The organism is Streptomyces sp. PA03-3a (assembly GCF_033792735.1).
Classification (GTDB): Bacteria; Actinomycetota; Actinomycetes; order Streptomycetales; family Streptomycetaceae; genus Actinacidiphila.
This window is the reverse complement of the sequence record NZ_JARAVM010000013.1, coordinates 1-18,048: the sequence shown is the minus strand read 5'-3', so window position 1 is coordinate 18,048 and position 18,048 is coordinate 1. Positions and strand designations below refer to the sequence as shown.

Below are 18,048 nucleotides of genomic sequence, written 5' to 3'. Positions count from 1 at the left end.
CCCTCATGGGGAACTCGGGGGACAACTTTGTGGGGCTTGGGGTGCCTGGACTCGTACTCGAACTGAACGGACGGACGTGGGCGCTCGATCCGGCCAGGTCGTACAGCCTCGGCCGCGATCCGCAGTCGGACGTCGTCCTCGACGACGCGCGGGTCTCCTGGCGGCACGCCACCATCCGCCGTGGCGAACGCGGTTGGGTCGTCGAGGATCTCGGCAGCACCAACGGGACCTACGTTCAGGGTCAGCGCGTCCACGCCTACGACGTCGCCGCGGGCGCCACCGTCAACCTCGGCAACGCCACCGACGGCCCGCGCCTGAGCTTCAGCGGCGGCGCCGCGGCCGGCGGTGACCTCTACAGCGCCGAGACCGCGCTGGCGAACCCGCAGCAGGGCCGCCGGTCCGGGCCCGCCGCGCCGGTGACGCCCGACTCCGGCGGCCCGCCGCGGCAGGGCGGCTGGGGGAACGGCTCGCCCGCCGCCCACGTGCCGCAGCCCTCGCCGGCCTCCCGTCCGGACCAGCGCAAACCCCAGGCCCGCATCCCGTCGCCGCAGGGGCCGTCGGGCGGCGCCGGCGCGCCGCCCGTGTACGGCGACCGCAGCCCGACGACCTTCCACCACCTGGTGCTCGGCCGCGTCATGAAGATCGGCCGTGCCCTGGAGAACGAGCTGGTCGTCTCCGACCTGCAGGTCTCCCGCTTCCACGCGGAGTTCAGGGCGCACCCCGACGGCCGTTACGAGATCGTCGACCTCGGCAGCCACAACGGCACGTACGTCAACGGCCAGCCGATACAGCGTCATCTGCTGGGTCCCGACGACATCGTGGGCGTCGGCCACTCGACCTTCCGGCTCGTCGGCGACCAGCTCGAGGAGTTCGTCGACACCGGCGAGATCTCCTTCTCCGCCCGCCGGCTCACCGTCCGGGTGCCGCAGGGCAGCACCACCAAGACCATCCTCAACGACGTCTCCTTCGGCGTCCCCGAGAAGTCGCTGGTCGCCGTCATCGGCCCGTCCGGCTCCGGCAAGTCGACGCTGCTGCGCGCCCTGACCGGCTACCGCCCCGCCGAAGAGGGCGAGGTGCTGTACGACAGCCGCAACCTCTACAAGCAGTTCGCCGAGCTGCGGCAGCGCATCGGCCTCGTCCCGCAGGACGACATCCTGCACAAGGAGCTGACGATCCGCAGAGCCCTGCGCTACGCGGCCAAGCTCCGCTTCCCCGGCGACACCAAGGCCGCCGAGCGCGAGGCCCGCATCGACGAGGTGCTGCGCGAACTCAAGCTGGACGTCCACGCCGACAAGCGCGTCACTTCGCTCTCCGGCGGCCAGCGCAAGCGGGTCTCCGTCGCCCTGGAGCTGCTCACCAAGCCCTCGCTGATCTTCCTGGACGAGCCCACCTCCGGTCTCGACCCGGGCATGGACCGCGACGTCATGAAGCTGCTGCGCGGCCTCGCCGACGACGGCCGCACCGTGCTCGTCGTGACCCACTCGGTGGCCGAACTCGCCCTGTGCGACAAGCTGCTGGTGATGGCGCCGGGCGGCGCCGTGGCCTACTTCGGCCCGCCGGAGGAGGCGCTGAACTTCTTCGGCTACGAAACCTGGGCCGACGTCTTCTCCGCCTTCGAGAACTACCGCGACTACGACTGGTCCGGCCGCTGGCACGGCTCCCAGCACTACCAGATCTACGCCGCGGACCTGGACGCGGTCGCCCCGCAGTCCGTAGGCGCGGCCCCGCAGCGGGCCAAGCCGCCCAAGCCGCAGAGCTGGCCGGCGCAGTTCGTCACCCTGGTCCGCCGCTATCTGTCGGTGATCGCCTCCGACCGCGGCTTCATGGCCCTGATGGTGATCCTCCCGGCCGTCCTCGGCCTGGTGAGCGTGGTCATCCCGGCGAAGTTCGGACTGGCGCCACCCGACGAGGCGGGCAAGTTCAACACCGACGCCGGCACCATCATGCTGATCATCGCGGTCGGCGCCTGCTTCTCGGGCGCCGCCAACTCGGTGCGCGAGCTGATCAAGGAACGCGTGATCTACGAACGGGAACGCGCCACGGGCCTGTCCCGCTCCGCGTACCTGCTCTCCAAGGTCTTCGTGCTGGGCCTGATCAGCGCCCTGCAGGGCGTCATCATCTGCGCCATCGGGCTGTCGGTGCGCAAGCTCCCCGAGGAGGGTCTGATCGTCAAGGGCTTCCCGGCCGCGGAGATCACCCTGGTGGTCATCGCGCTGGGCTTCACCTCGATGATGTTCGGCCTGGTCATCTCCTCACTGGTGAAGACCGCCGAGAAGACCATGCCCCTGCTGGTGATGTTCGCGATCGTCCAGGTCGTCTTCACCGGTGTCCTGTTCCAGATCTTCGGCACCGTCGGTCTGGAGCAGGTGGCCTGGCTGATGCCGTCCCGCTGGGCCGTCGGCGCCGCCGGCGCCACCCTGGACCTCGGGCACATCATGCCGCCCTGGGACCCGGCCAAGCCCGACAACCTCGACCCGCTGTGGGAGCACTCGGCGAGCCAGTGGGGCTTCGACATGGCGATCCTGCTCGGCATCGCCCTCGTTTGCGGCATCCTCGTGCTGCGGCTGCTGCGCCGCCACGAGCCGGAGGTCATGCGCAAGTAGCGGCCGCTCGTACGACGACGGAAGGCGGCGGCTCCCCGGGGTGGGGAGCCGCCGCCTTCCGTATGCCGTGCGTCCTGCGTGCGCCGGCTCAGTACCAGTGGTTGGCCTGCCAGAACGACCAGGCGCCGCAGGGGCTGCCGTAGCGCCCGTTCATGTAGTCCAGACCCCACTTGATCTGCGTGGCCGGATTGGTGCGCCAGTCGGCGCCCGCGGAGGCCATCTTGGCGCCCGGCAGCGCCTGGACCAGGCCGTACGCGCCGGAGGAGGGGTTGACCGCGTAGGGGTTCCAGGTGCTCTCGTGCATCACGATGTTGGAGAAGCACTGGAACTGCGCCGCGTCACCGATGATCTGCTGCGCCATCTGCTGCGGGGTGCCGGACGGCGCGGCGGGCGCCTGCGGGGCGGCCGCGCGCGGCGCGGAACGCGAGTTCTCCTGCCGCTGCTGCGGGACGAGGGCCTTGCGCTCATGGCTGCGGTTCGCCGCCTGCCGCTCCTGCCGGCGCGCCTCGTCCGCGGCCTTGCGCGCCCGCTCCTGCGCCTGGCGCTTGCGCACCACGGCCTGGTGGGCGACATGGGCGGCGTGCTGCTTCGCCAGCACCTTGCGGTGCGCGACGTGGGCGGCGTGCGAGGCGTGCTGCTCGGCCGCGACGGACCGCGCCCGCTCCGCGGCCGACTCCGCCGCCTTGCCGGAGGCCTGCGCCGTCCCGCTGGTCCCGGTCACACCGGTGATGGCCAGGACGCCCACGCCGGCCGCGGCGATGCCGGCGGCGGAGTACTTGTGGGCCTTGGTCAGACGGTCGAACTTCGGGATCGTCGGGAGCTGCATGGGGGAGTGACCTCTTCCATTCGGCTGCGCTCCACTCCCGCCCTCGGGCAGGGAGAAGCGCCGCATGTCCAACACGGCGCGGAGCGACCCGAGCATTGTTAGCCCCGGCAAATTCCCCAGCCAAACCCACCCATTACTACCCGAAGTCGTAGTCGCCGGACCGGCCGGGTACGGCGCACGCCGTATCTCCGGCCCATCCGGCAGCCCGTGCACTACTACGCGCCCTCGTACGTGATGTACGTCCTGTGCGCCGCCTCACAGGTGCGTCGCGCACCGCGACCGCGCCACGACGCCACGTGCCCCGGGCGAGGAGGTCAGGGCAGCAGCAGGTTCACGTCCCCGAACTCGTGCCAGAGGTAACCAGCCCCCACCGCGGCGTCGTAGACCCGTTCCAGCAACTGCCGCCCGGCCACCGCCTCCAGCATCAGCACATGCGAGGCCGCCGGGTCGTGCAGCCCGGTGAGGAGGCCGTCCACCGCCCGCACGCCCCGCTCGGGGGTGACCACCAGGTCCGTCCAGCCGCCCGCCGCCGCGACCCGCCCCCGTGCGTCGGCCGCCGTCTCCAGGGCGCGCACCGCGGTGGTGCCCACCGCCACCACCCGCCCGCCGCCCGCCCGGGCGGTGTTCACCAGCCACGCGGTGCTCTCCGGCACCGAGAACCGCTCCGGGTACGGCGGCTCGTGCGCCTCGCCCGAGGACACCCCGGTGTGCAGCACCACAGGGGCGAACTGCACCCCCCGGCTCACCAGAGCCGTGACCAGCCCGGTCGTGAAAGGGCGGGCCGCGCTCGGCATCTCGGCCGAGCCGAGACCGTCGTCCGACGGCACCGAGAACACCGTCCGGTACGCCGCAGCCGGCTGGTCCCGCTCGGTGTACGCGTACCGGATCGGCCGCCCGTGCCGGTGCAGGAACGCCATCGCGTCCGCCACCGACGCCCGCGCCACCCACAGCCTCTCCCCGCAGGGGCTCAGCGGCTCCTGCGGCACCAGCCGCTCACCGCCGGGCAGCGCCACCGCCACGCCCGCCGGGCCTCCCGCGCGCGGGCGGGTCGTACCCCGCCCGTCGGGCGTCCGCAGCTCCACCACCCAGCGCCCGTCGTCCAGCAGACCCGAGAAGTGCACCACCACCGGCGCCTCCTCGAGCGTGGCGTCCACCGCCGCCGGCAGGGTCCGCGAGGTGTTCACCACGAGCACGTCCCCGGCCCGCAGCAGCTCCGGCAGGTCGCCGAACGCGTGGTGCGCCACCTCGCCCCCGGCCCGCCGGCCCACCAGCAACCGCACCCCGTCACGGCCCGACGCCCCGCCGGAGCGCTGCTCCACCGGCACGCGCGCCGCCAGTTCCTCCGGCACCCTCAGCGCGCCCAGCGCGGTCACCGCCCGGCCTCCAGCAGCGCCGTCGCCACGTAGCGGCCACTGGCCGCGCCGCCGTCGAGCAGCCCCAGCACGGGCGGCACCACGGACCCGGGAGCCGGACGCCCGTCCGCGTCCGGATCGTCGGGCACCGCCGCCGCGTACAGCTCCGTCCCCATGTCGCCCGGGTCCAGCCACCACACCCGCAGGTCCGGTTCCTCCGCCGCCAGCACCGCCGACAGCTGCTCCAGCGCCGCCTTGCTCGCGCCGTACCCTCCCCAGGTGGGGTACGCCTCCACGGCGGCGTCCGAGCTGATGTTGAGGACCGCCCCCCGCCGCCGGCCCAGCAGCGGCAGAGCCTCCTGTACCAGGCCCAGCGCGGCCACCACATTGGTCTCCAGCGCCGCTCGCAGCCCCTCCAGCGGATGATCGGACAGCGGCCGCAGCGGCTCGGCGCCCAGCGCGCTCGCGTTGTTCACCAGCAGGTCCAGCCCGCCGAACTCCCAGGCCGCCGCGACCAGGTCCACCCGGTGCCGCGGATCGGTGACGTCACCGGGCAGCGCGGCCACCCGGGTGCGTTCCGCCAGCTGCCCCTCCGCCTGCTTCAGCGCCCCGGCCGACCGCGCGTCGATCACCAGGTCCCAGCCCCGCTCCGCGAGCGCCCCGGCGAGGGCCCGGCCCAGTCCCCGCGACGCTCCCGTGATGATTGCCACCGGCATGACGTGTCCTCCCGCCGGCCGCCCGGCCCGTCGCCCGGCGGCTGCCCCCACCGTAGGAACGGCCCCGCCCCGGGCACCTCGGCCGCCCGCAGCACGGGCGGAAGGCACTTCGCCCTAGGTCCGCGGACCCGGGGGAGGTCGGTCAGGAGGCCGATCCCGCCGGTCCCACCCCGCCGGTACGGTGAGGTCATGTCCAGCCGATCGTCCCGACGCGGCATCGAGGCGGTGAGTGAGGCCGTCCTCGCGATGAGCCGCCACCTGGAAGTGCGCGAGGTGCTGCAGACGATCGTCTCGTCCGCCCGCGAACTGCTCGAGGCCCAGTACGCGGCCCTGGGCGTGCCGGACGACCACGGCGGCTTCGCCCAGTTCGTCGTCGACGGCGTCAGCGACGAGCAGTGGAAGGCCATCGGCCCGCTGCCCCGGCAGCACGGCATCCTCGCCGCGATGCTCCACGAGGCCACCCCGCAGCGCCTGCGCGACGTCAAGCGCGACCCGCGCTTCGGCGGCTGGCCGTCCGCCCACCCCGACATGGCCGACTTCCTCGGCATGCCGGTGGTCGACGGCGACGAGATCCTCGGTGCCCTCTTCCTCGCCAACAAGCGCTGCGCCACCCGTCCCCCGGAGGACCGCGGCGGCTTCACCGAGGAGGACGAGGAACTGCTGCGCACCCTGGCCGCGCACGCCGCCATCGCCCTCACCAACGCCCGCCTGTACGAGCGCAGTCGCGAGCTGACCCTCGCCGGAGAACGGGCGCGGATCGCCCACGAGCTCCACGACGCCGTCTCGCAGAAGCTGTTCTCGCTGCGGCTGACCGCCCAGGCGGCCTCCGCCCTGGTGGCCCGCGATCCGGAACGCGCCCGCGAGGAGCTGCGGCAGGTCGCCGCCCTCGCCGCCGAGGCCGCCGACGAACTGCGCGCGGTCGTGGTCGAGCTGCGGCCCGCCGCGCTGGACGAGGACGGCCTGCTGGCCACCCTGCGCACCCAGGTCGGCGTCCTGGACCGGGCGCACTCGGCGCGCATCTCCTTCGGCCACCGTCACGTGCGGGCCCTGCCCGCCGCCCAGGAGGAGGCGCTGCTGCGGGTCGCCCAGGAGGCCCTGCACAACGCGCTGCGCCACGCGGACGCCGGCCGGGTGACGGTGTCCCTGGAGGGCCGGGGCAGGGGAGCGGTGCTCACGGTGCGCGACGACGGGCGGGGCTTCGACCCGTCCGCGGTGCGTCGTGCCGGCCGCCACCTGGGGCTGGTCTCGATGCGGGACCGCGCCGACGGGGTGGGCGGCGGGCTGACGGTGGATTCGGCGCCCGGCAGGGGCACCGTGATCGAGATGGAGGTGCCCGGTGGCTGACGGCCCCATTCGCGTCCTGCTGGTCGACGACCACCAGGTCGTCCGCCGAGGTCTGCGGACCTTCCTGGAGGTGCAGCCGGACATCGAGGTGGTGGGCGAGGCCGGGGACGGCGAGGAGGGCGTGGACCGCGCCGGTGAACTCGCCCCCGACGTGATCCTGATGGATGTCCGCATGCCCGGCGTCGACGGGATCGAGGCACTGCGGCGGCTGCGCGACAACGGCAGCAAGGCCCGGGTGCTGGTCGTCACCAGCTTCACCGAGCAGCGCACGGTCGTCCCGGCGCTGCGCGCGGGCGCGGCCGGCTACGTCTACAAGGACGTGGACCCGGACGCGCTGGCCGGCGCGATCCGCTCGGTGCACGCCGGACACGTGCTGCTGCAGCCGGAGGTCGCCGACGTCCTGCTCTCCCAGGAGGAGACCACCCCCGGCCAGGGCCGCGGGGGCACCCTCACCGACCGGGAGCGCGAGGTGCTGTCGCTGATCGCCGAGGGCCGCTCCAACCGCGAGATCGCCCGCGCCCTGGTGCTCTCGGAGAAGACCGTCAAGACCCATGTGTCGAACATCCTGATGAAACTGGACCTCTCCGACCGCACCCAGGCGGCCTTGTGGGCCGTCCGGCACGGCATCGGAATCTGATCCGGTCGATCCGGCGTCGCAGGTGAGCGACACCCGGCGGCACCGAAGCCGGGGCACTTAGCGGTAGGACAAGCGGATCGTCTCGGTCCGGAGTGAGATTCATACCGTCGGGTGTATGTCGCCCGGATGGCGCAACCTGGGCGGGCGTGGGCCGTTTTCCATGGCGTGCCGCGGCGACTGCCGCGGCACCCATGCAAGGAGGGTCAAGAAACGTGAAGAACCTGCACAAGGCCGCAGCCGTCGCCATGGTCGCCGGGAGCCTCGCCATGGTCGGCGCGGGTGCCGCCTCCGCCCACAGCGGTGGCGCCCAGGCCCACGGTGGCGCGAAGAACAGCCCCGGTGTGGTCTCGGGCAACGTGATCCAGGTGCCGGTGCACGTCCCGGTGAACGTCTGCGGCAACACCATCAGCGTCATCGGCCTGCTCAACCCGGCCATCGGGAACGTCTGCGTCAATCGCTGACCCAGAACGTCACCCCCCACGGCATGGCCGTGACCACCGGCCCCGGAGCGCCTCGCCGCACCGGGGCCGGTCCGTTCGTGCTGACCACGGCGTCCTTCCGCACGGCACACGGCACGTTCCGGTGCCTCCCGCCAGATTCCGCCGTACGGAGGTTTCCGGCGCCCTCCCCGTGTCAACGCCCCGGGCTCCGCGTTCCTCACAGTGCGGCTCCTCGAACCGGGCCGTGTCATCACAGGAGGAACAGTTTCATGAACAGCGCCAAGAAGGCCGCCCTGATCATCGCCGCCGCCGGTGCGGCCGCCGCCGGTTCGGCCGGTACCGCGCTCGCCGACTCCCACGCGGGTGCCGTGGCCGCCGGCTCGCCCGGTGTGCTCTCCGGCAACGTGATCCAGGTTCCGGTGAACATCCCGATCAACCTGTGCGGCAACACCATCGACGCGGTCGGCATCCTGAACCCGGCCATCGGCAACGTCTGCTTCAACCACTGACGTGCACGGAAGGCCCCGCGGACAGCGTCGTCCGCGGGGCCTTCCGCCGTTCCGGGCCGGCCTCAGCCCCGGCGCCGCTCGACCTCCTCGACGTACGCGTTGTACGCCGCCACCTGCGCCCTCCGCGCCGTGCGCTCCACCGGCCGCAGCAACTCGGCCCGCGCGGCGATCTCCGAGGCGCTGACCGCCGCCCCGTGCCCCGCCTGGGCACCGGTCGCGATCGCGATCAGCGCGCCCACCCGCTGGGCCAGTTCCAGCACCCGCACCGCCCGCGGCGGATACCCCGGCGCCAGCACCTCGCGCCCGCGCGCCGCCCGCGCCCGGTACGCCTCCAGAGCCGCCTGGGCCGCGGGGCCCGCGCCGGCCACGTCCAGCCGCGCCAGCGCCTCCGTGGCGTCCCGCAGTGCCTCCGCGAGCTCCCGCTCCGCCTCGCCCAGCGAGGGCACGTCCGCCGGCGGCGCGTCCCGCACCTCCAGGCACCGCCACTCCACCGACACGTGCACGTCCCCCCGCGGCCCGGCCTCCACGACCTCCGGCACCAGGCCGACGGCCGGTCCGCCCACCGCGATGACGGCCTCGCCCGCCGCCAGGGCCCGCGCGTTGAACTCCGGCGGCCCGCTGAGCCCGAGCGGATGCCCGGGCACCGGGAGCGCGATCCGCAGGCCGCGGACGCCGAGCGCGCGCAACCGCCCCAGCCCCAGCGTCAGGCCCACCGGGCCGTCCTCACCGGGGAGTCCGGAGATCCGGTGGACCGAATCGTCGGCGAGCACTTCCTGAGCGGCGTCATCCGGCGCGGCAAGTCCGGCAATCAGGGCATTTCCCCAGGCCGCCAACCGTCCTGAGCGAGGTTCGTCGAGCATCCCCCCAGCCTAAGGACTGGGGCGGCCCGGGCGTGGCGTAGATTTCCTGGGGGCAGCGCCTACAGGTGCTCGCGACGGCAGACGTGCGATCGGGAAGTGGGAGACAACACGCTCATGAGCGATGTTCTGGAGCTGGTGGACGTATCCGTGGTCCGAGACGGCCGGGCTCTGGTGGACCAGGTCTCCTGGTCGGTCGCCGAGGGCGAGCGCTGGGTCATCCTCGGCCCCAACGGCGCCGGCAAGACGACCCTGCTGAACATCGCCTCGAGCTACCTCTTCCCGACCTCCGGCACCGTCCAGATCCTCGGCGAGAAGTTGGGCGGCGTCGACGTCTTCGAACTGCGCCCCCGCATCGGCATCGCCGGCGTCGCCCTGGCCGAGAAGCTGCCGCGCAGGCAGACCGTCCTGGAGACCGTGCTCACCGCCGCCTACGGCATGACCGCGCACTGGCAGGAGAGCTACGAGCAGGTCGACGAGGACCGCGCCCGCGCCTTCCTCGACCGCCTCGGCATGAGCGACTACCTCGACCGCAAGTTCGGCACCCTGTCCGAGGGCGAGCGCAAGCGCACCCTCATCGCGCGCGCCATGATGACCGACCCCGAGCTGCTCCTGCTCGACGAGCCCGCCGCCGGCCTCGACCTGGGCGGCCGCGAGGACCTCGTCCGCCGCCTCGGCCGGCTCGCCCGCGACCCGATCGCCCCCTCCATGGTGATGGTCACCCACCACGTCGAGGAGATCGCCCCCGGCTTCACCCACGTCCTGATGATCCGCCAGGGCAAGGTCGTCGCCGCCGGCCCCATGGAGACCGAACTCAGCTCCCGCAACCTCTCCCTGTGCTTCGGCCTCCCGCTCGTCGTCGAGCGTCGCGGGGACCGCTGGACCGCCAACGGACTGCCCCTGAAGTGACCCGCTGACGCCACCCGCGCACCCGGCCCCGCGCCGAAAGCGTCGGGCAGAGCCGTCGCACCCTGTCACAGATCCACTGCGGCCCCCTACCATGGGCCTGTGGACGACTGGTTGTGGTGGCTGATCGCCGCCGTAGGGCTGGGTATTCCGCTTGTCGTGACCGCGATGCCCGAGTTCGGGATGTTCGCGGTCGGAGCCGTCGCCGCCGCGATCGCGGCCGGCCTCGGCCTCGGCATCACCGCACAGGTGCTGATCTTCGTCATCGTCTCGGTCGCGGGCATCGCCGTCGTGCGCCCGCTGGCCAACCGGAGCCGCGCGCAGCGCCCGGAGCTGCGCAGCGGCATCGACGCGCTCAAGGGCCGCCAGGCCGTCGTACTCGAACGGGTCGACGGGCACGGCGGCCGCATCAAGCTCAACGGCGAGGTCTGGTCGGCCCGCGCCCTCGACACCGGACGGGCCTTCGAACCCGGCGAGAGCGTGGACGTCGTCGAGATCGAGGGCGCGACGGCGGTCGTGATGTGATCCGGCGCGCCCCCGCAACCGGAGACGGCACGGGAATTCGCCGAACCCGGCCCGCCTCCCCGCGGGGTCTGCCAGACTTGATCATGTCTTCGTACAGGTAGCCACAGGCAATCGGCGTGGGAGTGGACGTGCAGCCGATCATCATCGTCCTGATCATCCTGGTGGTGCTCGTCTTCATCGCACTCATCAAGACGGTCCAGGTCATCCCGCAGGCCAGCGCGGCGATCGTCGAGCGCTTCGGCCGCTACACCAGGACCCTGAGCGCGGGCCTCAACATCGTGGTGCCGTTCATCGACACCATCCGCAACCGCATCGACCTGCGCGAGCAGGTCGTACCGTTCCCGCCGCAGCCGGTGATCACCCAGGACAACCTGGTCGTCAACATCGACACGGTGATCTACTACCAGGTCACCGACGCCCGGGCCGCCACCTACGAGGTCGCCAGCTACATCCAGGCGATCGAGCAGCTCACCGTCACCACCCTCCGCAACATCATCGGCGGCATGGACCTGGAGCGGACCCTGACCTCCCGCGAGGAGATCAACGCGGCCCTGCGCGGCGTCCTCGACGAGGCCACCGGCAAGTGGGGCATCCGCGTCAACCGCGTCGAACTCAAGGCCATCGAGCCGCCCACCTCCATCCAGGACTCGATGGAGAAGCAGATGCGCGCCGACCGCGACAAGCGCGCCGCCATCCTCACCGCCGAGGGCATCCGGCAGTCCCAGATCCTCACCGCCGAGGGCGAGAAGCAGTCCGCGATCCTGCGAGCCGAGGGCGAGGCCAAGGCCGCCGCCCTCAAGGCCGAGGGCGAGGCCCAGGCCATCCGCACCGTCTTCGAGTCCATCCACGCGGGCGACCCCGACCAGAAGCTGCTCGCCTACCAGTACCTGCAGATGCTCCCCAAGATCGCCGAAGGCGACTCCAACAAGCTCTGGATCATCCCCAGCGAACTCAACGACGCCCTCAAGGGTCTCGGCGGCATCGTCAACCTCCCCGGCGCCCCCGGCGGCGGCCCCGGCGACGGCGGCACCCGCCGCGAGACCCCCCGGCTCGACAAGGACTGAGCAGCGCGGCCGCCGCCGCGAACGCGTATGACATGATCCGTGCGCTCCGGCTCCCCCCGGTCCCGTCAGGGGGAGAGGAGCCGCACCGACCATGGAGACGCCTATGACCTACTGGGAAGCCCTGGCCGTGTTCGCGGCCGGAATCGGGGCCGGCACCATCAACACCGTCGTCGGCTCCGGGACGCTCATCACCTTCCCCGTCCTGCTCGCCGTGGGGCTGCCACCCGTCACCGCCAACGTGTCCAACACCCTCGGCCTCGTCCCCGGCTCCATCAGCGGCGCCATCGGCTACCGGCGCGAACTCGCCGGACAGGGCCCCCGCCTGCTGCGGCTGGGCGCCACCGCCCTCGTCGGCGGTCTCACCGGGGCGATGCTGCTGCTGACGCTGCCCTCCCGGGCCTTCGACACGATCGTGCCGGTCCTCATCGCCATCGCCCTCGTCCTCGTCGTCGTCCAGCCCCGGCTCTCCCGCGCCCTCCAGGCCCGCAGATCCGGCAACGGCACCTCCGTCCCCGAGCACGGCGGCCCTGTCCTGCTGGCCGGACTCCTCCTCGCCAGCATGTACGGCGGCTACTTCGGCGCCGCCCAGGGAGTCATCTACCTCTCCCTGATGGGCGTCCTCCTCGAGGAGTCCTGGCAACGGATCAACGCGGCGAAGAACGTCCTCGCACTGATCGTCAACGGTGTCGCCGCGGTCTTCTTCCTCTTCGTCGCCGACTTCGACTGGACCGCCGTCGCGCTCATCGCCGCCGGCGCAGCCCTCGGCGGCGTGCTCGGCGCCCGCGTAGGCCGCCGCATGCCGCCCGTCGCCCTGCGCGGCGTCATCGTCGTCGTGGGCCTCGTGGCGATCACCCAGCTCCTGCTCAAGTAGCCGGGCGACCGCCCCGAGACCCGGGACTCAGGCCGTCTGCGCCAGCCAGCCGGGAACGCCCTCACGGTCCTTCAACCCGAGCGTCAGCAGCAGCGCGTCCGCCGGTGTCGGCTCGAACGGCTGGGTCAGCAGCCGCATCCCCGCCTGCTCCGGCGTACGGTCCGCCTTGCGGTGGTTGTCCTCCGCGCACGAGGCCACCGTGTTCAGCCACGTGTCCCCACCACCGCGCGAACGCGGCATCACGTGGTCCACGGTGGTCGCCCTCCGGCCGCAGTACGCGCACCGGTGCCGGTCCCTGACCAGCACACCCCGCCGCGACCACGCCGCCCGTTGTCGGAAGGGCACCCTCACGTACCTGCAGAGCCTGATCACCTGCGGCACCGGCACCTCCACCGCCGCCGCACGGATCCGCAGCCCGGGATGAGCCTGCTCGACCACGGCCTTGTCCTGCATGACCAGCACCACCGCACGCCGCAGTGACACAGTCGACAGCGGCTCGAAGGTCGCGTTCAGCACCAGCGTCTCACGCACGTCGCCCACCCCTCGGGTCCATCCCCGCCCCGTGGCGAGGTGGCTCCACTGTGACCGGGCGATACCCATGCGGACAACGCAATTTCCGCACGTGAGAGCGAACAGGAGGAAACGGGAAACGAAACGGCGCCCGCTGGCCGCCGGCCACCCCGGGCGCCCTCCCCCGTCGGGGGTCCGGGGCGCCCGGAGCGCGGCGATCGGCGTGGACGCCCGGGCGCATGACCGGGCTCCGGCGGACGGCAGGCAGGTCGCGCGGCGAGAGCCGCACAGCGCAACGCCCCGCCGCCCCCGCCACTGCGGTGCCGACCCCCGGTGACGGTCAGGTCACCAGGCAGACACCACAGTGCGATGCGGGAGCGCCGGGGCGCAACGGGATTTCAGGCCCCCGGCCGCGGCCGGGGGCGCCACGACTACTGCGGGTTCTCGTACTCGCCGATCAGGTTGGCCCGTGCGATCGCGTGGAACCGCAGGTTGAAGCCGACGACGGCGGGCGACACGTCCCCGTCCGGCCCCAGCTTCTCCTGGTCCACCGCGTACACGGTGAACACGTACCGGTGCGGCCCGTCCCCGGGCGGCGGCGCGGCACCGCCGAAGTCCTTGCTGCCGTAGTCGTTGCGCACGTGCACCGCACCCTCGGGCAGCCCCTTGAAGCCGTCGCTGCCGGCCCCTGCGGGCAGTTCCGTCACCGACACCGGGATGTCGAAGAGCACCCAGTGCCAGAAACCGCTGCCGGTGGGCGCGTCGGGGTCGTAACACGTGACGGCGAAGCTCCTGGTCCCTTCTGGGAAGCCCTCCCACCGCAGGTGCGGAGAGACGTTCCCCTCGGCGTAGACCTGCGAGTCCTTCAGCGTGCCACCCGGCTCGATGTCCTCGCTCACCACCGTGAACGACGCCACCGGCGGGTGGAAATCGTGGGGGAGCGGCCGCCGCTTCTGCTCGGTCACCTCGGTACCTCCTGCTGATCGCGAAACGCGCTTCCGCCCGCCGATCCTAGAACCAGTTGCGCTTGCCGCCGACCTCGGCCAGCCACTGGTTGAGGTACCCCGCCCAGTCGGTCGAGTGGAAGTTGTTCAGGTCCACGGTGAACGAGCGGAAGGCGTCGCTGCCCTCGCTGAACAGCCCCGGCTTCTTGTCCATCTCCAGGACGACGTCCATTTCGTGGCCGTCGGAGACGAAGCTCAGCTCCACCTGGTTCAGCCCGCGGTACTGCTGCGGCGCGAAGAACTCGATCTCCTGGTAGAACGGCAGCCGCTGCCGCGTGTTGCGGATGTGGCCGCGCTCCAGGTCCGCGTTCTTGAAGCCGAAGCCCAACTGGCCGAACGCGTCGAGGATCGCCTGCTGCGCGGGGACCGGGTGCACGTTGATCGGGTCGAGGTCACCGGAGTCCACCGCACGGGCGATGGCCAGCTCCGTGGTGACGCCGACGTTCATCCCGGTCAGGTGACGACCCAGGAACGTCGTGATCGGGGTCTCCCAGGGGATCTCCAGCCCGAACGGCACCACGTGCACCGCACCCGGCTGCACCTCGAACGCCCCGCCCAACTGCTGCCGGTGGAACTCGATGTCCTGCTTGTACTCCGTGTCCTGGCCCTCGACCTCGACACGGGCCTGCAGGCCCACCGACAGCCCCTCGATCTGCTGCGGCACCGAGCCGCCCTGGATCCGCACCTCACCCTGGACGACCCCGCCCGGGACGACGTTCGGCTCGTTGAGCACCGTCTCGACCGACGCGCCACCGGCGCCCAAGCTCGCAAGCAGCTTCTTGAAGCCCACGATGTCCCTCTCCCTTTACTGGCGGTTGCCTCGGTCATTACGAACGCGGCCCCACCCCGAACGGTTCCATTACTCTCGTACCGCATGATCCCCCCTCCGGAAAGCACCCCGCTCCCCAGGTCCTTCTTCGACCGGCCGGTGCTGGAGGTGGCCCCCGACCTCCTGGGGCGAACCCTTGTACGCAGGACGGACGACGGCCCCGTCGCGCTCAGGCTGACCGAGGTCGAGGCCTACGCCGGCCCCCTCGACCCCGGCTCCCACGCCTACCGCGGACGCACCGACCGCAACGCGGTCATGTTCGGCCCGCCCGGCCACGCGTACGTTCACTTCACCTATGCACGTCAAGGCGGTCAGCATGAACGTGGTGGATCTTGCTCACCCCGCTGAAGAAGTCGCGCCCAAGCTGCTCGGTGCCGTCCTGACCCATGAGACGCCTGAGGGAACCGTGAGCATCGCCATCACGGAGACCGAGGCGTATTCCGGTTCGGCCGACCCCGCCTCGCACGCCTACCGAGGCATGACACCCCGGAACGCCGTCATGTTCGGACCCGCGGGGCACCTGTACGTCTACCGGTCCCACGGTCTCCACTGGTGCGCCAACATCGTCACCGGGGCAGACGGCATCGCCACGGCTGTCCTCATCCGGGCAGGCCGGGTCATCGAAGGTGAAGACCTGGCCCGCGAGCGGCGAGGGGGCAGGGTCGAAAGTCCACGTCTCGCGCGAGGTCCGGGGAATTTCTGCCAAGCCCTCGGCATCACGGCGGAGCACAACGGTGCAGACCTGCTGGCAGGAGCGTCGGTCGCGCTCTCGGAGGGCGAGCCGGCACCCGCCGCACTCATCCGGGTCGGTCCTCGGGTAGGCGTGAGCAAAGCCCACGACTGGCAGCACCGCTTCTATCTCGCCGGTGATCCAACGGTCTCGGCGTACCGACTGAGCCCGAGAGCCAAGCCGTCCGCCGGAACCTGAGCCGCTGTGCGCCTCGCTGCGAACCGTCGGCGCGCGGCGCGCTCCTGGCCGGTCGGGTGACCGTCAGGATCATCGGCACTAGGCACGACGACGAGGAGCGCTCCCGGCCGTCACTCATCGGCACAGTTTCCGGAAGGTGATCCGGCGAACAGCTTCAGCGCGTCACGTACGCCATGTGGCACTGCACGAACATCGCCTGCAGTCCGGAGGACACCTCAGCGGCGATCCCGCGGCGCGACGGCGACGGCGACGGCGCCGACAGCCGCTACCGCGCCCACGCACCGCGCCGCCGTGCCCCGGGGCGCGCAAAAGGAGTCGAGCGGAACGCGTAGTCTCGGAAAGACTCCGTACGAACGGGTACGAGGCATCGAACGACACCAGGAGGCACGAGAACCGTGACGGACATCGTCGACGAGCTGCGGTGGCGAGGGCTGATCGCCGTTTCCACCGACGAGGACGCACTGCGCAAGGCGTTCGCGGACGGCCCGGTCACGGTCTATTGCGGCTTCGACCCCACCGCGCCCAGCCTGCACCTCGGCAACCTGGTGCAGATCCTCACCATCCGCCGGCTCCAGATGGTCGGGAACCGGCCGCTCGCCCTCGTCGGCGGCGCCACCGGTCTGATCGGCGACCCCAAGCCGACCGCCGAGCGGACGCTGAACGACGCCGGCGTCGTCGCCGGCTGGGTGGAGCGGATCCGCGCGCAGATCGAGCCCTTCCTCTCCTTCGAGGGCCCGAACGCCGCGGTGATGGTCAACAACCTCGACTGGACCTCGGGCCTGTCGGCCATCGAGTTCCTGCGCGACGTGGGCAAGTACTTCCGGGTCAACAAGATGATCGCCAAGGAGGCCGTCGCCCGGCGGCTCAACTCCGAGGCCGGCATCAGCTACACCGAGTTCAGCTACCAGATCCTCCAGGGCATGGACTTCCTGGAGCTCCACCGCCGCTACGGCTGCACCATGCAGACCGGCGGCAGCGACCAGTGGGGCAACCTGACCGCCGGCATCGACCTGATCGGACGCGTCGAGGGCACCTCCGTGCACGCCCTCGCCACCCCGCTCATCACCAAGGCCGACGGCACGAAGTTCGGCAAGACGGAGTCCGGCACGGTCTGGCTCGATCCCGAGATGACCACGCCGTACGCCTTCTACCAGTTCTGGCTGAACGCCGACGACCGCGACGTGTCCAAGTTCCTGCGCATCTTCAGCTTCAGGTCGCAGACCGAGATCGAGGAACTGGAGCGGCTCACCGAGGAGCGTCCGCAGGCCCGCGCGGCCCAGCGCGCCCTCGCCGAGGAGCTCACCACCCTCGTCCACGGCGCCGATCAGTGCGCCGCGGTGATCGCCGCGTCCAAGGCACTTTTCGGCCAGGGCGAACTCGCCGAGCTCGACGAGCGGACTCTCGCGGCGGCCCTCGGTGAACTGCCGCACGCCAAGGTGGCCGAGCTGGCCTCCGTCGCGGACCTCCTCGCCGAAGTGGGGCTCGTGGCCAGCAAGTCCGCTGCCCGCCGCACCATCAAGGAGGGCGGCGCGTACGTGAACAACGTCAAGATCGGCGACGAGGACGCGGCCCCCCAGGCCTCCGACCTGCTGCACGGCCGCTGGCTCGTGCTGCGGCGCGGCAAGAAGAGCCTGGCGGCCGTCGAGGTCGCCGGCGGCTGACGTCGGCTGGTTATCCACGTTTGGGCGGCGGCGGAGCTTGACTCCGCCGCCGCCCATGCGTAACGTAGCCCGAGCCGCTTGAGACGGTGCGCCCGGTTCGTCCGGATCCTCCGATCGGCGGTCACTCACCACGACGACATCCACCCCGAAGATTCGGGCGCACTTTTGTGCCCTCGAATCCCCTCGGCATGGAATCGAACGGCGAGTGGGGGGACGAATTCGCAAGACGCGAAGGAATCCGCTAACGTAGTGAATGTCGCCGAGGCGGAAGCGCCGAAAGCGAAACCCCCTCCAGAGGGTGGCAGAGAAGGAAATCGGATCTGCTAAGCTGGAGACAACGAAGGGAAAGCCCGGAGGGGCCGGTGACACGGTCTCGAAGGAAGCTTCCGTTCCTTGAGAACTCAACAGCGTGCCAAAAGTCAACGCCAGATATGTTGATACCCCGTCCATCTCGGACGAGGTTCCT

18 protein-coding genes and 1 pseudogene are annotated in these 18,048 nt (G+C 71.6%); 12 read left to right on the top strand and 7 right to left on the bottom strand.

Annotated elements, in window-relative coordinates; translation table 11 throughout:
* Positions 1-41 precede the first annotated feature (41 nt).
* Positions 42-2,603 carry an FHA domain-containing protein gene (locus PV342_RS17495; RefSeq protein WP_472975008.1) on the top strand — a complete coding sequence of 854 codons (2,562 nt, stop codon included), beginning with the start codon at positions 42-44 and terminating at the stop codon, positions 2,601-2,603.
* Between the two features lie 88 nt (positions 2,604-2,691).
* Here PV342_RS17495 and PV342_RS17490 read toward each other — a convergent pair whose 3' ends face one another.
* The 3 genes from PV342_RS17490 to PV342_RS17480 form a co-directional block, all read right to left on the bottom strand.
* Positions 2,692-3,429: an aggregation-promoting factor C-terminal-like domain-containing protein gene (locus PV342_RS17490; protein WP_400801805.1), complete on the bottom strand. Its 738-nt coding sequence runs from the start codon at positions 3,427-3,429 to the stop codon at positions 2,692-2,694.
* A 314-nt stretch (positions 3,430-3,743) separates the two neighbouring features.
* The gene (locus PV342_RS17485; protein ID WP_500317788.1) at positions 3,744-4,802 is read right to left on the bottom strand and encodes an S-adenosylmethionine:tRNA ribosyltransferase-isomerase; all 1,059 of its coding nucleotides are present in this window, start codon (positions 4,800-4,802) and stop codon (positions 3,744-3,746) included.
* Entirely contained in the window at positions 4,799-5,497 is a 699-nt protein-coding gene (locus tag PV342_RS17480) for an SDR family oxidoreductase (protein WP_500317786.1), read from the bottom strand. The genes PV342_RS17485 and PV342_RS17480 overlap by 4 nt, the downstream gene beginning before the upstream one ends.
* 189 nt (positions 5,498-5,686) lie before the next feature.
* Here PV342_RS17480 and PV342_RS17475 point away from each other — a divergent pair, with 189 nt between their 5' ends.
* The 4 genes from PV342_RS17475 (at position 5,687) to PV342_RS17460 (ending at position 8,427) form a co-directional block, all read left to right on the top strand.
* Entirely contained in the window at positions 5,687-6,841 is a 1,155-nt protein-coding gene (locus PV342_RS17475; RefSeq protein ID WP_386997072.1) for a GAF domain-containing sensor histidine kinase, read from the top strand.
* Positions 6,834-7,478 (top strand): response regulator, encoded by a 645-nt coding sequence (locus tag PV342_RS17470; RefSeq protein ID WP_329188619.1) that lies wholly within the window; start codon positions 6,834-6,836, stop codon positions 7,476-7,478. Before PV342_RS17475 ends, PV342_RS17470 begins: the two co-directional genes overlap by 8 nt.
* Positions 7,479-7,690: 212 nt before the next feature.
* Positions 7,691-7,939, top strand: a complete 249-nt coding sequence (locus PV342_RS17465; RefSeq protein ID WP_018560570.1) for a chaplin — start codon at positions 7,691-7,693, stop codon at positions 7,937-7,939.
* 248 nt (positions 7,940-8,187) lie between these two features.
* Complete coding sequence (locus PV342_RS17460; RefSeq protein WP_018560569.1) at positions 8,188-8,427, top strand: chaplin; 240 nt, start codon at positions 8,188-8,190, stop codon at positions 8,425-8,427.
* Between the two features lie 62 nt (positions 8,428-8,489).
* Here PV342_RS17460 and PV342_RS17455 read toward each other — a convergent pair whose 3' ends face one another.
* Positions 8,490-9,287 (bottom strand): Rv1486c family protein, encoded by a 798-nt coding sequence (locus PV342_RS17455; protein ID WP_500317783.1) that lies wholly within the window; start codon positions 9,285-9,287, stop codon positions 8,490-8,492.
* Positions 9,288-9,401: 114 nt separating this feature from the next.
* Between PV342_RS17455 and PV342_RS17450 the strand changes: the two genes are divergently transcribed.
* From PV342_RS17450 to PV342_RS17435, 4 genes are all read left to right on the top strand, one after another.
* Complete coding sequence (locus PV342_RS17450) at positions 9,402-10,193, top strand: ABC transporter ATP-binding protein (RefSeq protein ID WP_361013371.1); 792 nt, start codon at positions 9,402-9,404, stop codon at positions 10,191-10,193.
* A 111-nt stretch (positions 10,194-10,304) separates the two neighbouring features.
* Complete coding sequence (locus tag PV342_RS17445) at positions 10,305-10,715, top strand: NfeD family protein (RefSeq protein WP_018560566.1); 411 nt, start codon at positions 10,305-10,307, stop codon at positions 10,713-10,715.
* A gap of 128 nt (positions 10,716-10,843) precedes the next feature.
* Complete coding sequence (locus PV342_RS17440) at positions 10,844-11,779, top strand: SPFH domain-containing protein (RefSeq protein WP_026251284.1); 936 nt, start codon at positions 10,844-10,846, stop codon at positions 11,777-11,779.
* 103 nt (positions 11,780-11,882) lie between these two features.
* On the top strand, positions 11,883-12,650 hold the full coding sequence (locus PV342_RS17435; protein ID WP_386997078.1) for a sulfite exporter TauE/SafE family protein: 768 nt from the start codon (positions 11,883-11,885) through the stop codon (positions 12,648-12,650).
* Positions 12,651-12,677: 27 nt separating this feature from the next.
* Here the strand turns inward: PV342_RS17435 and PV342_RS17430 are convergent, their stop codons facing one another.
* The 3 genes from PV342_RS17430 to PV342_RS17420 form a co-directional block, all read right to left on the bottom strand.
* Positions 12,678-13,181, bottom strand: coding sequence for an HNH endonuclease (locus PV342_RS17430; RefSeq protein WP_500317780.1), 504 nt, complete (start codon positions 13,179-13,181; stop codon positions 12,678-12,680).
* A 410-nt stretch (positions 13,182-13,591) separates the two neighbouring features.
* Positions 13,592-14,125 carry a YbhB/YbcL family Raf kinase inhibitor-like protein gene (locus PV342_RS17425; protein ID WP_392605920.1) on the bottom strand — a complete coding sequence of 178 codons (534 nt, stop codon included), beginning with the start codon at positions 14,123-14,125 and terminating at the stop codon, positions 13,592-13,594.
* Between the two features lie 46 nt (positions 14,126-14,171).
* On the bottom strand, positions 14,172-14,954 hold the full coding sequence (locus tag PV342_RS17420; RefSeq protein WP_018560561.1) for a sporulation protein: 783 nt from the start codon (positions 14,952-14,954) through the stop codon (positions 14,172-14,174).
* Between the two features lie 84 nt (positions 14,955-15,038).
* On the opposite strand from PV342_RS17420, the pseudogene PV342_RS17415 reads away from it, so the two are divergent.
* From PV342_RS17415 to tyrS, 3 genes and pseudogenes are all read left to right on the top strand, one after another.
* A pseudogene (locus tag PV342_RS17415) lies at positions 15,039-15,290 on the top strand (DNA-3-methyladenine glycosylase); the annotation flags it as partial.
* Between the two features lie 19 nt (positions 15,291-15,309).
* The gene (locus PV342_RS17410) at positions 15,310-15,921 is read left to right on the top strand and encodes a DNA-3-methyladenine glycosylase (protein WP_361013361.1); all 612 of its coding nucleotides are present in this window, start codon (positions 15,310-15,312) and stop codon (positions 15,919-15,921) included.
* Between the two features lie 395 nt (positions 15,922-16,316).
* A complete protein-coding gene (tyrS, locus tag PV342_RS17405) occupies positions 16,317-17,582 on the top strand; it encodes a tyrosine--tRNA ligase (protein WP_500317778.1) in 1,266 nt (421 codons plus the stop codon).
* Positions 17,583-18,048: the final 466 nt, after the last annotated feature.

Coding starts and splice junctions, on each gene's coding strand:
- PV342_RS17490 (WP_400801805.1), bottom strand. CDS start 3,429: ATGCAGCTCCCGACGATCCCGAAGTTCGACCGTCTGACCAAGGCCCAC.
- PV342_RS17460 (WP_018560569.1), top strand. CDS start 8,188: ATGAACAGCGCCAAGAAGGCCGCCCTGATCATCGCCGCCGCCGGTGCG.
- PV342_RS17475 (WP_386997072.1), top strand. CDS start 5,687: ATGTCCAGCCGATCGTCCCGACGCGGCATCGAGGCGGTGAGTGAGGCC.
- PV342_RS17410 (WP_361013361.1), top strand. CDS start 15,310: ATGAACGTGGTGGATCTTGCTCACCCCGCTGAAGAAGTCGCGCCCAAG.
- PV342_RS17435 (WP_386997078.1), top strand. CDS start 11,883: ATGACCTACTGGGAAGCCCTGGCCGTGTTCGCGGCCGGAATCGGGGCC.
- PV342_RS17480 (WP_500317786.1), bottom strand. CDS start 5,497: ATGCCGGTGGCAATCATCACGGGAGCGTCGCGGGGACTGGGCCGGGCC.
- PV342_RS17450 (WP_361013371.1), top strand. CDS start 9,402: ATGAGCGATGTTCTGGAGCTGGTGGACGTATCCGTGGTCCGAGACGGC.
- PV342_RS17455 (WP_500317783.1), bottom strand. CDS start 9,287: ATGCTCGACGAACCTCGCTCAGGACGGTTGGCGGCCTGGGGAAATGCC.